The sequence below is a fragment of the Bradyrhizobium sp. LTSP885 genome (genome assembly GCF_000938305.1).
GTDB lineage: Bacteria > Pseudomonadota > Alphaproteobacteria > Rhizobiales > Xanthobacteraceae > Bradyrhizobium.
On sequence record NZ_JYMT01000015.1, the window covers coordinates 103,009 to 116,319 of the forward strand.

Genomic DNA, 13,311 nt, shown 5'->3' on the forward strand with positions numbered 1-13,311 from the left:
CCCGAGGCGCGAAATCGCACCCCATTCTACCCGCAGCTGTCCAAATATGCAGCTAACGCCTTGCGTCGCGCCCCGGAGTGGGACCTCGCGGGAACAGTTTGGCCGAAACGGGGCGGAAATCGCCCCTCGCTCCCAAAATCGCCATTCAGGAATGGGCGAAGATGTCCTCGGCTTCCCAGCCGTCGAGATCGAGCCGGGCGCGGGAGGGGAGGAATTCGAAGCAGGCCTTGGCGAGGTCGGTCCGCCCCTCGCGCGCCAGCATGACGTTGAGCCGCTCCCGCAGCGCATGCAGATGCAGCACGTCGGAGGCCGCGTAAGCCAGCTGGGCCTCGGACAGGCTCGGCGCGCCCCAGTCGCTCGACTGCTGCTGCTTTGACAGGTCGACGTTCAGGACTTCCCGCACCAGGTCCTTGAGGCCATGGCGGTCGGTATAGGTGCGGGTCAGGCGCGAGGCGATCTTGGTGCAGTAAACGGGGGTCGGCATCACGCCCAAGGCGTTATAGAGCACAGCGACGTCGAACCGCGCGAAATGGAAGATCTTGGTGATGCCAGGGTTGGCCAGCAGCGCCTTCAGGTTCGGCGAATCGGTGTGGCCCTTCGGAATCTGGATCACGTCGGCGGTGCCGTCGCCGTTCGACATCTGCACCACGCAGAGCCGGTCGCGATGCGGGTGCAGCCCCATGGTCTCGGTGTCGATCGCGACCGAATCGGTGTAGCGGGACAGATCGGGCAGGTCGCCGCGATGCAGGCGGATAGTCATGAAAAACAACCTCGGGTTCCAAATGTCGATTCGGGCGAAACACTAGCGTCCTAAGGCTCGAAGGGCGAGCGGGTAGACGGCCCCAAGGCGGGTCAGACCAAGCTTTTCGCCGCGATTTTTGCCGTTGGCCCCCGCATTTCGGCATACGGCTTTGCTTCCCTTTGCCGATGAAATCGGCCCGCACCCACCCTATCTGTTGCCAGCCCCTCGCCCGCCCGCCTCCAATGAAATGAGCCACATGTCCGAACAGACCATCGCTGCGCCGATCGACGACCCGCAAGAGCTGGAGCGCGGCTTTACGCGCTACCAGTCGGTCCTGATTGCGCTGCTCGCATTCACCCAATTCACGATCATTCTCGACTTCATCATCATGTCGCCGCTCGGCGCCATCCTGATGCCCGCGCTCAACATCACGGCCGCGCAATTCGGCGTCGCGGTGTCGGCCTACGCCTTCAGCGCGGGACTGGCGGGCATCCTTGCCGCCGGCTTTGCCGACCGCTTCGACCGCAAACGCCTGCTGCTGTTCTTCTATGCCGGTTTCACGCTTGGCACCCTGCTCTGCGCGCTGGCGCCGAACTACCATGTGCTGCTGATGGGGCGGATCGTGACCGGCTTGTTCGGCGGCGTGATCGGCTCGGTCGTGCTCGCCATCGTCACCGATTTGTTCGCGCTGCATCTGCGCGGCCGCGTGATGGGCTTCGTTCAAACTGCGTTTGCCGCAAGCCAGGTCCTCGGCATTCCGGCCGGCCTGTTTCTCGCCAATCACTGGAACTGGCACATTGCCTTCTTCGCGATCGTCGGCCTGTCGATCGCGGCGATGGTCGTCATCGCGTTCATGATGCAACCGGTCGACGCGCATCTGCGGCTGAAGCCGGACCACAATCCCTTTCATCATCTGATCGCGACCATCGGACAGCCGCGCTACACGCTGGCCTTCCTGGTCACGACGCTGCTGGCGACCGGCGGATTCATGCTGATGCCGTTCGGCAGCGCCTTCACCGTGCATAACCTCGGCATCGATATCGTGCACCTTCCGACCATCTATCTGGTCACTGGCCTGTTCACGATCGCCATCGGGCCGCTGGTCGGCCGTGCGAGCGATGCGTTCGGCAAATATCCGACTTTCGTGTTCGGCAGCGCCGTGTCCGTGACCATGGTGCTGATCTACACGCATCTCGGTCAGGTCTCGTTGACGACCGCGATCGTCGTCAACGTACTGATGTTCGTCGGCATCTTTTCGCGCATGATCCCGTCGCAGGCGCTGATGTCGGCGATTCCCGATCCGAGCCAGCGCGGCTCGTTCAGCGCGATCAGCGCATCCGTGCAGCAACTCTCCGGCGGACTCGGCTCGGTGTTCGCCGCCGCGATCATCGCGGAGAATGCGGACGGCTCGCTGTTGCATTTCGAGCGGATCGGATACGTCGTCGTGACGACGTCGATCATCTCTGTCATCGCGATGTATTTTGTGCAGCGATCAGTCGCGAAGCGGGCCGGCAGGCGGGTGGTATGAGGGCAGGCGCCGGGCAGGTACGTCGATCCCGCCTGAGACGGTCAACATCAACGCGATCACACCGGTGCTCGTGGCCGTCTGCGTCCGGCTTTATGGCGCGAGGCCTGGCAAGCGAACCGGCGGCCGACTGAGCCGCCATTCCTTATCGTTGCACTCAAGCAACACCCCACGGAAAAGCAAATCCAGTGGCACGCCAAACTGTCGCACCCAGAGGTTTCATGACAGAAATCGGGCGGCAATATTTTGGGAATGCTGGGGAATGGGAATGCATCGTTTTGCGATCTTCGGACTTGGGCTGCTTTCGATTGTGGACGTGTCAGGCACGGCATCGGCCGCCGACCTTGCGGCGCGGCCCTATACCAAGGCGCCCGCTCTCGCCTCGGTCTATGACTGGAGCGGCTTTTACATCGGTCTCAATGGCGGCGGCGGGTCGGCCCATGGCTGCTGGGACCTCACCAGCGTGGCCGGTGTCGCGATCGCGCCCGCCGCGAGGGAAGGCTGCAACACCGGGACCGGCGCGTTGGCCGGCGGTCAGATCGGATATCGCTGGCAGTCCGCGAATTGGGTGTTCGGCCTCGAAGCCCAGGGCGATTGGGCCGACCTGAAGGGAACGAACGCCAGCCTGACGGCACTGATTCCCTACAACAACCAGACCAAGGTCGACGCCATCGGCCTGTTCACCGGCCAGATCGGTTACGCCTGGAACAACGTCCTCCTCTATCTGAAGGGCGGCGCTGCGGTCACCGACAACAAGTACTCGAGCTACTTCCCCGTCGGCAACATCTTCGCCGCGGCCGGCGTCCCCTGGAATTCGGCAAGCGACACCCGTTGGGGCGGCACGGTGGGAGCCGGACTCGAATTCGGCTTTGCGCCGAACTGGTCGGTGGCGCTCGAATACGACCACCTGTTCATGGACAAGCCGAACGTCACGTTCCCGATCAGCACCATCGCAGTCGGACGCACCGACAATATCAGCCAGAACGTCGACATCGGAACGATCCGCCTGAACTACCGCTTTGGCGGTCCGGTCGTTGCGAAATACTGATCGACGTTTCGGCGTCCGATCTGTCGCAACAATCGAAGCCCCGGCAATGCCGGGGCTTTCTTCTTTGGCATCGAATCGATGACGATGCGAAGCGAATGTCCCAACGACATGGAGATCGAGCAGCAACGCGTAGGGTAGATTAGCCGAAGGCGTAATCCGCCTTAGCTGATTCCGTGATACGTTGATTACGGAATGAGCATTGGTGGATCAGGCGATGACAGTGCCTTGGCTTATCGAAATTGCCATCGAACCCAAGTTGAAAGCAGAAAGCGTGAAGCTTGATGCTGCCCTCGCCGAACTCACCGCTGAGGATCCGTCCTTCCGCGTGTCCATCGATCACGAGTCCGGCCAGCTCATCATGAAGGGCGTGAGCGAACTGCATCTCGACGGCAAGATCGATCTCCTGAAGCGCATCTACAAGGTCGACGCCCGTATCGGCGCGCCGCAGGTCGCGTTCCGCGAGCGTGTCACCAAGCGCGTCGAGCACAGCTACATCTACAAGAGGCCGCTCGGCCCCATGAGCCAGTTCGCTTCCGTCACCCTCGTGGTCGAGCCGAACGAGCCCGACAAGGGCTATGAGTTCATGATCGTCGGCGACGCGGTGCCGAAGGAATACATCCCCGGCGTCGAAAAGGGCCTTGCGAGCGTGCTGTCCTCGGGCGTGGTCGCCGGTTTCCCGGTGGTCGACGTCAAGGTACAGCTGATCGACGGCAAGTTCCACGACGTCGACTCGTCGGTGATGGCCTTCGAAATCGCCACCCGCGCCTGCTTCCGCGAGGCGCTACAGATGGCGAAGTCCGTGCTGCTCGAGCCGATCATGAAGGTCGAGGTGGTAACCTCAGGAGAGCGCCTAGCTCCAGTCATGCACGACCTGAGGCTTCGTCGCGCCAGGATTCAGGATCAAAGCGTCCGCGGCGACGGCATCGTTATCACTGCGATGGTGCCACTGATGAATATGTTTGGCTACACGAACGGCCTGTACGCGGCGAGCCAAGGGCGCGCGACCTTCGCGATGCAGTTCGATCACTATGCGATAGCACCACCCAACGATGATGACCCGCCCTTTGGACCTGCGATAGGAATGCGCGCCTGAAACTGCGGCGCCACGAGCGCCCGAATCCCGCTCGGGCGCAATGACCGCCGGCGGGTTACGGCTTCCGCCTTCGCTCCTTGAGCTACGGCGGACGCGGGCGCCTCACCCGCCCTACGGATGCTCAGCGATCTCAATCGCTTAAAAAGGGGGGTGGTGCCCAGGAAAGGACTCGAACCTTCACGGCCGTTAAGCCACTGGCACCTGAAGCCAGCGCGTCTACCAATTCCACCACCTGGGCGTGGGCGCGTTACTAAAGTTCGGTCGCGCGCTTGTCAAATTCGCGAATGGGAATTCTTATACGCTGTACAGGATGGGGCCGATGGCGTATCGCCAAACGGCTAAGTGCCCTCAATAACTCTCGAATCCGGCAGGAATGGACCTCATGGCATCGAACCTGGAAACAACAGTCACGGTCTTCGGCGGATCGGGTTTTCTGGGGCGGAACGTGGTCCGGGCGCTGTGCAAGCGCAATTATCGGGTCCGTGTCGCGGTGCGGCGGCCCGAACTCGCCGGCCATTTGCAGCCGCTCGGCCTGGTCGGCCAGATCCACGCCGTGCAGGCCAATGTGCGCTACCCGGCCTCGGTCGAGGCGGCGATGCGCGATTCGGACATCGCGATCAATCTGGTGGGCATCCTGAGCGAGGGCGGCGGGCAGACCTTCGACGCCGTGCAAGTGAAGGGGGCCGAGACCATTGCCAAGGCGGCGGCCGCGGCGGGCGCCCGGATGATCCATGTCTCGGCTGTGGGCGCCGACGAGAATTCGCTCTCCAGCTATTACCGTTCCAAGGCCGCCGGCGAGGCGGCGGTGAAAGCGGCAGCGCCGTCGGCCACCATCGTGCGGCCGTCGCTGATGTTCGGACCCGAGGACCAGTTCACCAACCGCTTTGCGGCGCTGGCGCGGATGTCGCCGGTGCTGCCGCTGGTCGGCGGCGGGGTCAACAAATTGCAGCCCGCCTATGTCGCCGACGTCGGGCGGGCGGTGGCTGATATCGTGGACAGCAATGCCAAGGCCGGCGCGACTTACGAGCTCGGCGGGCCGGAAGTGCTGACCATGCGCGAGGTGATGGAGATCATCCTCGAGATCACGCAGCGCGATCGCATGCTGGCGCCGCTGCCGTTCGGCCTCGCCAAGCTGCAAGCGCTGGTGCTGCAATTCGCGCCGGGTGCGTTCAAGCTGACGCCCGACCAGGTGACGATGCTGCGCTCGGACAATGTGGTGTCGGAGGCCGCGAAGACAGCCGGGCTGACATTCGAAGGTCTCGGCATCACGCCCGACTCGATGGAAGCGATCGCCCCGCAATATCTCTGGCGCTTCCGCGCGACGGGGCAGTTCCAGAAGAAGAGCGCGTAGCTCTTTCGTCGTCCCGGCCAAGCGAAGCGCGAGCCGGGACCCATAACCACGACTGTCCGAGTTCTGTAAAGCTGGGGCCACAGCTCTACGTAACCAACAGAGAGCTGTGGTTATGGGTCCCTGCTTTCGCAGGGACGACAGCGGAATTCTTGATTACTTCCCCATCGCCAGCGCGATCAGGCCGAGGGTGCCGACGATCACGCGCCACCAGGCGAAGAAGGTGAAGCCGCGGCGGGTGACGAAGTTGAGGAATGCGCGCACCACGACCAGCGCGGTGATGAACGAGACCACGAAGCCGACTGCGATCAGGCTGAGATTGTCGGTCGTGAAGTCGCCGCGGTTTTTGTAGAAATCATAGGCGAACGCGCCGATCATGGTCGGGATCGCGAGGAAGAACGAGAACTCCGCCGCGGCGCGCTTTTCCGCGCCCAGCAGCATCGCGGCGACGATGCTGGCGCCGGAGCGCGACACGCCGGGGATCATGGCGAGGCACTGCGCAAGGCCGATCCAGAAATACATCAGCAGCGGAAACCGCGTGGCCTCGTCCTCGTGCGGATGCAGATCGAGCTGATCGACCCACATCAGCACAGCGCCGCCGACGATCAGGGAGAAGCAGACCACCCACGGATTGAACAGGTATTCCTTGATGTACTTGCCGGCAATCAGGCCGATCACCACCGCCGGCAGGAACGCCACCAGCACGCCGATGACGAAGCGCCGGTCGTCGGGGTTGGAGAACATGCCGAGCGCGACCCGCCACAATTTGGCGAAGTAGAGCACGACGATCGCGAGGATCGCGCCGAGCTGGATCAGGATCGCAAAGCTCTTCCAGAAGTTGCCTTCGCCGAGATCGAAGAAGCGCTCCGCAAGCAGCAGGTGGCCCGTCGAAGAAACCGGCAGGAACTCGGTGACGCCCTCGACAATGCCGAGAATCACCGCCCGCACCATATCCGTCATCATGATCTGGCCTGCCCCATGTCTGGAGAGAAGTCTGCAAAAACCGCGCCCTTCTCGCCTATTCCCCCATTTGCTGCAATCGCAAAAAAACGCCAAACAGGGTTGCCTGATCGGTTTGCTGGGCTATAGCGTTTTTGTGACCCGCATCCTGTGCGGGGGTGGCTATCCGTTCGTGTGACGACGCGACATAGAGATGACCGAGTCTTGTGCGGCCACGTCACACAGGCTCAGGCCACACAGGTTGATGGTTTCTTAAGCGCCGCGACACTACCAAGGACTCCATGTACACGCTGTATCACCACCCGTTCTGCCCGCATTCGCGCTTCATTCGCCTGGTGCTCGGCGAGTATGGCCTCGATCTGCGCCTGGTGGAGGAACGGGTCTGGGAGCGGCGCGAGGCGTTCCTTGCGCTCAATCCGGCGGCGACCACGCCGGTGCTGATCGCCGAGGGTTTTCCGCCGATCCCCAGCGCGCCGATCATCGCCGAATATGTCGACGAGGCGCATGGGCTGGAGGCCGGCGAGCGGCGGCTGCTGCCGGCGTCGATCGCCGAGCGCGTCGAGGTGCGCCGGCTGATGGCGTGGTTCAACGAGAAATTCTTCGAGGAGGCCTCCAACCCGCTGGTGACCGAGCGGATCTACAAGCGCTTCATGAGCGAGGAGAACGGCGGCGGCGCGCCGGCCGCCGACGTGATGCGCGCGGCCAAGGTCAATGTGCGCTATCATCTGAGCTATATCGGCTGGCTGGCGAAGACGCGGAACTATCTGGCCGGCGACCGGCTGACCTACGCGGACCTCGCCGCCGCGGCGCATCTTTCGGCGATCGACTATCTGGGCGACGTGCCATGGAGCGAGGACGACGCGGCAAAGGCATGGTACGCGCGGGTGAAATCCCGGCCGTCGTTCCGCCCGCTGCTCAGCGAATGGCTGGCGGGGGTGCCGGCGTCGCGGACCTATGTGGACCTCGACTTCTGAGCCAGGCGGTCAGGCTTTCTCCCGATGATCTCAAGGCGGCGCTGACGCGCGAAGCGCGCGCGCTCGGCTTCGACCAGATTGGTGTCACCGACCCCGGCGCCACCGCGCAGGCCGGAAAGTATTTCCTCGAATTCCTCGACTCTGGCGGCCATGGCGACATGGATTGGCTGGCCGCCAATCCGGAGCGCCGCGCCGATCCGCGCGTGCTGTGGCCCGGCGTGCGCTCGATCATCATGCTCGGCGTCAATTACGGACCCGACGCCAATCCGCTTGAGAGCCTCAAGCGCCGCAGCTCGGGCACGATCTCGGCCTATGCGCAGGGCGACGATTATCACGACGTGATCAAGAAGCGGCTGAAGACGCTGGCGCGCTGGCTCGCTGCAATCAGCGGCGACGAGGTGAAGGTGTTCGTCGACACCGCGGCCGTGATGGAGAAGCCGCTGGCGCAGGCCGCGGGGATCGGCTGGCAGGGCAAGCACACCAACCTGGTCTCGCGCGAATTCGGCTCGTGGCTGTTTCTCGGCGCGATCTTCAGCGCATCCGACCTGCCGCGTGATAGCAGCGACACCGATCATTGCGGCAGCTGCACCGCCTGCCAGGACATCTGCCCGACCGCGGCGTTTCCCGCGCCGTTCAAGCTCGATGCGCGACGCTGCATCTCCTATCTCACCATCGAGAACAAGGGACCGATCCCGCGCGAGTTTCGCAAAGCTATCGGCAACCGCATCTATGGCTGCGACGATTGCCTTGCCGTGTGCCCGTGGAACAAGTTCGCGCAAGAGGGGCGCGAAGCCAAACTCGCTGCGCGTGATGCGTTGCGTGCGCCCGCGCTTGTCGATCTCGCGCGGCTCGACGACGCCGCGTTCCGCGCGCTGTTCTCGAAATCGCCGGTCAAGCGCATCGGCCGCGACCGTTTTGTTCGCAATGTGCTGATCGCGATCGGCAATTCCGGCGATGCTGATCTCGCCGACGAGGCGCGGCGTCTGCTCGACGATACGAGCCCGCTGGTGCGGGGTGCTGCGGTGTGGGCGTTGTCGCAGTTGATCGAGCGGGATGCGTTCGCGGCGCTGGCGTTACAGGCTGACGGCGAGCAGGACAGCACTGTGCAGCAGGAATGGCAGGCGGCGGCCTCTTGATTTCACCAAAACATTTCCGTCATGGTCGCAGGCCATGACAAACCAGCCCTTCTTCACCAGGCGCGGCGACGGCTTCATGCCGACGGCTGTTGCGAACGGACCGTGGAGTCCGGAATCCCTGCACGGCCGCGTCGTGATCGGCCTGCTTGCTTTCGTCATCGAGGAGCGCCACGGCGCCGACGATTTCGTCCCGGCACGGCTCACGGTCGACATGTTTCGCCTGCCCAACATCACGACGCCGATCGAGGTGACGACAAAGCTCGTGCGCGACGGCATGCGCATCAAGGCGATCGAGGCGGAGTTCGTCTCCGGCGGCACCAGCATGGCGCGCGCCTCCTGCCAGTTATTGCGCAAGACGGAAAATGCCCCGGGCAATGTGTGGTCGCCGCCGAACTGGGAGGTGCCGGCGCCATCAGACATTCCGAAGCCGACCGATCCGAGGCTCGGCATGAACGGCAAATGGGAAACGCGGCCGATTGTCGGCCATATGGGCTCGCTCGGTCCGCGCCGGCTCTGGATGAGCGAGCTGCGCGAGCTGGTCGAGGGCACGCCGATGACGCCGTTCGTCCATGTCGCCACGGGTGCGGATTTCGCCAGCCCGTTCGCCAATGCCGGCGACCAGGGGCTCGGCTACATCAACAGCGATGTGACGATCTATCTGCATCGGCTGCCGGTGACCAACTGGATCGGCTTCGAGGTGGTGAACCATCACGCCACCGACGGCGTCGCGATCGGCGAGTGCTGGCTCTACGATGAGAAGGGCCCGATCGGCACGTCGACGGTCGCAGCGCTGGCGCAGCGCAAGCCGATGACAAACCCGCCGCCGCCGTAACCATTCGTCATTCCGGGGCGCGCGAAGCGCGAACCCGGAATCTCGCGCCGCAACCTCTGGATTCCGGGTTCATCGCTGCGCGATGCCCCGGAATGACAGCTAGGCCAGATGCCGCGCCATCTCCGGCCGCGCCTTCAGCGCGGCGCCCTGCCGGGCCATGATCTTGGCGATGCGCTCAGCTGCGAAGTTGAGGTCGACGAAGGCCGGCGCGGTGTTGGCGACCTCGTGGTACTCCGTGATCTTGCCATCGCGCAGCCGCATGATCGCGACGCCCTCGAACATCGCCCGCGCGCCCTTGGCTTCCGGCAGGATCGAGCGATAGCTGAACGTGTAGCGCGCATAGAGCGTCTCGCCGTCGCTGACGGGCGCGTGCATATCCCAGCGGAAATCGGTCGCGGTGCGGTAGAACCAGTCGTCGATCATCTCGGCGATTTTGGCGTGGCCCGCGAACGCGCCATAGAACACGTCGTGGTAGACGCCATCCTCGGTGAACAGGCTTGCGAAGGCGTTGCCGTTGCGCTGCTCGACCGCGTCGCAGAACGCACGCAGCATTTGTGTCGTATCCATTGGCGTTGCTCCCTTTGCGGGAAGCCTAACCGATCTCCGCCACCGCGGCGATGATGCGCGCGATGTCCTGCGGGCGCGACAGGCGGTGATCGCCGTCCTGGATCATGGTCAGCACCACGTCATCGGCCGGCAGCCGATGCACCAGCGCGAAGGCGTGCTTCCACGGCACGTCTGGATCCTGCGCGCCCTGCAGGATGCGCACCGGGCAGCCGACATCGATCTGGCTACCGAGCAGCAAATGGTTGCGGCCCTCCTCGATCAGGTTGCGGGTGATCGGATAGGGCGTGCCGTCGCCATATTCCGACGGGCGGAGCCAGACGCCGTTGGTCTCGATCTCGGCGCGGATCTCGGGCGAAAATCCCTTCCACATCAGTTCCTCGGTGAAATCGGGCGCCGGCGCGATCAGCACCAGGCCTGCGAGCGAGGCGCGCCCGCCAGCATCGTCCCGTTTGGCGATCTCGCGCGCCAGCAGCAGCGCCATCCAGCCGCCCATCGAGGAACCGACCACGACCTGCGGCCCGCGGCAGAACTGCGTAAATACCGCCACGCTCTCCTCGAGCCAGCGGCCGATCGTGCCGTCGGCGAATTGCCCGCCGGATTCGCCATGGCCGGAATAGTCGAACCTGATGCAGGCGCGGCCGTGCTCGGCGGCCCAGCCGTCCAGCGCGATCGCCTTGGTGCCCGTCATGTCGGAATTGAACCCACCGAGCCAGAAGAGGCCGGGATCATTGCCGTTTCGGGCACGCACCGCGATTCGGCGCGCCCCACCGCCCTCGCCGACCTCGATAAAGGCGGGTTCCTCAGTGGATGCGGCAGCTTGGCTCATGGTTCGGTCACTCGCGCGTCAGATACTCGCTTTTCAATGAGCTGATGGCATCGGTCAACGGCCGTGGCCTTTGCGCCTTGCGCAGCGCGCAGCAGCGCTATATCTGCCGGGCGTGACCAAAATGCCTCGCATTTGACGGTTTTGCGGCGTAACTAGCGAGTTCGCTTGCCCCTTGCAGCGTCTTGCTTCAAAATATCCGCCTTCCCTTTCACAACCTTGGAGAGCTACCCATTCGCCGTCCCAATAGAGCCCCGCCGACAGTCGCCAAAGACGGGCCGCGCACCAATGATGAGATTCGCAACGCACAGATCCAGCTGATCGATGTGGATGGTGTCAACAAAGGCACCATCGAAACCGTGGTGGCCATCAAGATGGCCATGGATGCCGGTATGGATCTCGTGGAGATTTCGCCGAACACCAGTCCGCCGGTCTGCAAGATCATGGACTACGGCAAGTACAAATATTCTGCGCAGAAGAAAGCCGCCGAAGCCCGCAAGAAACAGAAGGTCGTCGAGATCAAGGAGATCAAGCTCCGCCCGATGATCGACGATCACGACTATGACGTGAAGATGCGCGCGATGCAGCGCTTCTTCGAGGAAGGCGACAAGGTCAAGATCACCTTGCGCTACCGCGGTCGTGAGATGGCGCACCAGGAGATCGGCACCAAGCTGCTGGACAAGGTGAAGGCCGACGTTGCCGAATTCGCCAAGGTCGAGCAGGACGCAAGGTTCGAGGGCCGCCAGGTCGTGATGGTGCTGGCGCCGCGCTAATTCGAATTTGTTCGATTGCCGATAGAAAGCGGCCCGTCAGATCATCTGGCGGGCCGTTTCTTTTTCGTAGCCCGGATGGAGCGAAGCGAAATCCGGGGCAGGTCGATCCGCGTATGCACCTGCCCCGGATTGCGCTGCGCTTCATCCGGGTTACCCGCTACGTCCGTGTCGCCTGCCAGGTGCCGCTGCAGCGGTCGCCGGAGATTTCGCCGCGCCAGGTCCCGGCACCGTTGCCGGCAGCCAGCCGACCGCCGCCCGTGGCGTGGGAGCGGCCGACCGAGACGTTGACCGCGACGCTGCCGGTGCGGTTGACCGCGCCCGAGACCCGTCCGCCACCGGCCGACGACACCCGGCTGCCGGTCACCGTGAACGGGACGCTGTAACCGGAGCTGCAGGTGCCTTGTGTCGTGGCAAAGACCACGTTCCAGACACCGTCATAGGCGCCACCACGCGCGGGCCTCGCCTTGGCCTCGGTGGGGCCTGACATCATCCCGACCGCAAGGCAGGCCAGCAAAGGGAGCGCCCGCAGGGCGCGAGAGGGCCGCAAAACAGCAAAAGGGGAACTTGCAAAGGAACTTGATGGGGAGGAATGGGTCATGATTATCGCACCTTGGGTGACTGCAATGCCCCTCAGTCACATCAGCCGGCTGCCCGGTTCATCGTTGCAAAACTGCTTTTCCTCTGTCATAAGCCCGGCTTCGTCGACCGGCTGATCAAGGGCTGCCGTGGCGACGTCTGTGCGGGTTCTTTCAATTCGGGAAAAACCTTAGCACTTCCAACGCTCTAACGAGCATTTTAGCCGACCGAACGCCTTTTGGGCGATATTCGTGTTGGCCATAGGAGAGCCAAATGCCCAAGCTGAAGACCAAGTCGGGCGCTAAAAAGCGCTTCAAAGTGACTGCCACCGGCAAAGTAATGCACGCCCAGAGCGGCAAGCGCCACGGCATGATCAAGCGGACAAAGAAGCAGATCCGTCAGCTCCGCGGCACCCGCGTGCTGTTCAAGACCGACGGCGACAACGTCAAGAAGTACTTCTTGCCGAACGCCTGATCGCGTCCATCCGCTTGAACCCGGCCGCGTCCGCGCAGGCCAACCAGTCACCTCTTTAGAATCCAAGGATTTCCGTCATGTCACGCGTCAAACGCGGTGTGACCTCTCACGCCAAGCACAAGAAAGTCTACAAGGCCGCCAAGGGCTTTCGCGGCCGCCGCAAGAACACCATCCGCGCCGCCAAGCAGGCCGTCGAAAAGGCCGGCCAGTACGCCTTCCGCGATCGCAAGCGCAAGAAGCGCACCTTCCGCGCGCTCTGGATCCAGCGCATCAATGCCGCGGTTCGTCCGTTCGGCATGACCTACAGCGTCTTTATCAACGGCCTCTCGAAGTCGGGCGTCATGGTCGACCGCAAGGTGCTGTCGGATCTCGCGATCACCGAACCGGCGGCGTTCCAGGCGATCGCCGAGAAGGCCAAGGCCGCGCTGGCCGCCTGATAT

14 protein-coding genes, 1 tRNA gene and 1 pseudogene are annotated in these 13,311 nt (G+C 63.4%); 10 read left to right on the top strand and 6 right to left on the bottom strand.

Annotated elements, in window-relative coordinates:
- Positions 1-145 precede the first annotated feature (145 nt).
- Positions 146-760, bottom strand: coding sequence for a ribonuclease D (locus UP09_RS09815; RefSeq protein WP_044537936.1), 615 nt, complete (start codon positions 758-760; stop codon positions 146-148).
- A 238-nt stretch (positions 761-998) separates the two neighbouring features.
- Between UP09_RS09815 and UP09_RS09820 the strand changes: the two genes are divergently transcribed.
- The 3 genes and pseudogenes from UP09_RS09820 to UP09_RS09830 form a co-directional block, all read left to right on the top strand.
- Positions 999-2,270: an MFS transporter gene (locus UP09_RS09820; RefSeq protein ID WP_044537937.1), complete on the top strand. Its 1,272-nt coding sequence runs from the start codon at positions 999-1,001 to the stop codon at positions 2,268-2,270.
- 265 nt (positions 2,271-2,535) lie between these two features.
- The gene (locus UP09_RS09825) at positions 2,536-3,315 is read left to right on the top strand and encodes an outer membrane protein (RefSeq protein WP_044537938.1); all 780 of its coding nucleotides are present in this window, start codon (positions 2,536-2,538) and stop codon (positions 3,313-3,315) included.
- 229 nt (positions 3,316-3,544) lie between these two features.
- A pseudogene (locus tag UP09_RS09830) lies at positions 3,545-4,408 on the top strand (translation factor GTPase family protein); the annotation flags it as partial.
- A 151-nt stretch (positions 4,409-4,559) separates the two neighbouring features.
- Here UP09_RS09830 and UP09_RS09835 read toward each other — a convergent pair.
- A tRNA-Leu gene (locus UP09_RS09835) sits at positions 4,560-4,646 on the bottom strand.
- Positions 4,647-4,790: 144 nt separating this feature from the next.
- Between UP09_RS09835 and UP09_RS09840 the strand changes: the two genes are divergently transcribed.
- Positions 4,791-5,759 (top strand): complex I NDUFA9 subunit family protein, encoded by a 969-nt coding sequence (locus UP09_RS09840; protein ID WP_044538016.1) that lies wholly within the window; start codon positions 4,791-4,793, stop codon positions 5,757-5,759.
- Between the two features lie 153 nt (positions 5,760-5,912).
- Here UP09_RS09840 and UP09_RS09845 read toward each other — a convergent pair whose 3' ends face one another.
- Positions 5,913-6,719, bottom strand: coding sequence for an undecaprenyl-diphosphate phosphatase (locus UP09_RS09845; RefSeq protein ID WP_044537940.1), 807 nt, complete (start codon positions 6,717-6,719; stop codon positions 5,913-5,915).
- A 278-nt stretch (positions 6,720-6,997) separates the two neighbouring features.
- Here UP09_RS09845 and UP09_RS09850 point away from each other — a divergent pair, with 278 nt between their 5' ends.
- The 3 genes from UP09_RS09850 to UP09_RS09860 are packed head-to-tail and all read left to right on the top strand — an operon-like array spanning position 6,998 to position 9,658.
- Positions 6,998-7,690: a glutathione S-transferase family protein gene (locus tag UP09_RS09850; protein ID WP_044537941.1), complete on the top strand. Its 693-nt coding sequence runs from the start codon at positions 6,998-7,000 to the stop codon at positions 7,688-7,690.
- Entirely contained in the window at positions 7,639-8,826 is a 1,188-nt protein-coding gene (gene queG / locus UP09_RS09855; RefSeq protein WP_044537942.1) for a tRNA epoxyqueuosine(34) reductase QueG, read from the top strand. Before UP09_RS09850 ends, queG begins: the two co-directional genes overlap by 52 nt.
- A gap of 34 nt (positions 8,827-8,860) precedes the next feature.
- On the top strand, positions 8,861-9,658 hold the full coding sequence (locus UP09_RS09860) for an acyl-CoA thioesterase domain-containing protein (RefSeq protein ID WP_044537943.1): 798 nt from the start codon (positions 8,861-8,863) through the stop codon (positions 9,656-9,658).
- A gap of 99 nt (positions 9,659-9,757) precedes the next feature.
- On the opposite strand, the gene UP09_RS09865 is transcribed toward UP09_RS09860, so the two are convergent.
- Positions 9,758-10,225, bottom strand: coding sequence for a nuclear transport factor 2 family protein (locus UP09_RS09865; RefSeq protein WP_044537944.1), 468 nt, complete (start codon positions 10,223-10,225; stop codon positions 9,758-9,760).
- Positions 10,226-10,250: 25 nt separating this feature from the next.
- Complete coding sequence (locus UP09_RS09870; RefSeq protein WP_044537945.1) at positions 10,251-11,051, bottom strand: alpha/beta hydrolase; 801 nt, start codon at positions 11,049-11,051, stop codon at positions 10,251-10,253.
- Positions 11,052-11,281: 230 nt separating this feature from the next.
- Here UP09_RS09870 and infC point away from each other — a divergent pair, with 230 nt between their 5' ends.
- On the top strand, positions 11,282-11,821 hold the full coding sequence (gene infC, locus UP09_RS09875; protein WP_044538017.1) for a translation initiation factor IF-3: 540 nt from the start codon (positions 11,282-11,284) through the stop codon (positions 11,819-11,821).
- A 157-nt stretch (positions 11,822-11,978) separates the two neighbouring features.
- Here infC and UP09_RS09880 read toward each other — a convergent pair whose 3' ends face one another.
- Positions 11,979-12,419: a hypothetical protein gene (locus tag UP09_RS09880; RefSeq protein ID WP_044537946.1), complete on the bottom strand. Its 441-nt coding sequence runs from the start codon at positions 12,417-12,419 to the stop codon at positions 11,979-11,981.
- 251 nt (positions 12,420-12,670) lie between these two features.
- On the opposite strand from UP09_RS09880, the gene rpmI reads away from it, so the two are divergent.
- Complete coding sequence (rpmI, locus tag UP09_RS09885; protein WP_044537947.1) at positions 12,671-12,871, top strand: 50S ribosomal protein L35; 201 nt, start codon at positions 12,671-12,673, stop codon at positions 12,869-12,871.
- A gap of 77 nt (positions 12,872-12,948) precedes the next feature.
- Positions 12,949-13,308 (top strand): 50S ribosomal protein L20, encoded by a 360-nt coding sequence (gene rplT / locus UP09_RS09890; RefSeq protein ID WP_044537948.1) that lies wholly within the window; start codon positions 12,949-12,951, stop codon positions 13,306-13,308.
- Positions 13,309-13,311 lie beyond the last annotated feature (3 nt).

Excerpts from the sequence above, each read along its gene's own strand:
- UP09_RS09870 (WP_044537945.1), bottom strand. The coding sequence starts at position 11,051 with ATGAGCCAAGCTGCCGCATCCACTGAGGAACCCGCCTTTATCGAGGTC.
- UP09_RS09865 (WP_044537944.1), bottom strand. The coding sequence starts at position 10,225 with ATGGATACGACACAAATGCTGCGTGCGTTCTGCGACGCGGTCGAGCAG.
- UP09_RS09880 (WP_044537946.1), bottom strand. The coding sequence starts at position 12,419 with ATGACCCATTCCTCCCCATCAAGTTCCTTTGCAAGTTCCCCTTTTGCT.
- queG (WP_044537942.1), top strand. The coding sequence starts at position 7,639 with ATGGCTGGCGGGGGTGCCGGCGTCGCGGACCTATGTGGACCTCGACTT.
- UP09_RS09860 (WP_044537943.1), top strand. The coding sequence starts at position 8,861 with ATGACAAACCAGCCCTTCTTCACCAGGCGCGGCGACGGCTTCATGCCG.
- UP09_RS09840 (WP_044538016.1), top strand. The coding sequence starts at position 4,791 with ATGGCATCGAACCTGGAAACAACAGTCACGGTCTTCGGCGGATCGGGT.
- UP09_RS09850 (WP_044537941.1), top strand. The coding sequence starts at position 6,998 with ATGTACACGCTGTATCACCACCCGTTCTGCCCGCATTCGCGCTTCATT.
- UP09_RS09845 (WP_044537940.1), bottom strand. The coding sequence starts at position 6,719 with ATGATGACGGATATGGTGCGGGCGGTGATTCTCGGCATTGTCGAGGGC.
- rpmI (WP_044537947.1), top strand. The coding sequence starts at position 12,671 with ATGCCCAAGCTGAAGACCAAGTCGGGCGCTAAAAAGCGCTTCAAAGTG.
- UP09_RS09825 (WP_044537938.1), top strand. The coding sequence starts at position 2,536 with ATGCATCGTTTTGCGATCTTCGGACTTGGGCTGCTTTCGATTGTGGAC.
- UP09_RS09820 (WP_044537937.1), top strand. The coding sequence starts at position 999 with ATGTCCGAACAGACCATCGCTGCGCCGATCGACGACCCGCAAGAGCTG.
- rplT (WP_044537948.1), top strand. The coding sequence starts at position 12,949 with ATGTCACGCGTCAAACGCGGTGTGACCTCTCACGCCAAGCACAAGAAA.
- UP09_RS09815 (WP_044537936.1), bottom strand. The coding sequence starts at position 760 with ATGACTATCCGCCTGCATCGCGGCGACCTGCCCGATCTGTCCCGCTAC.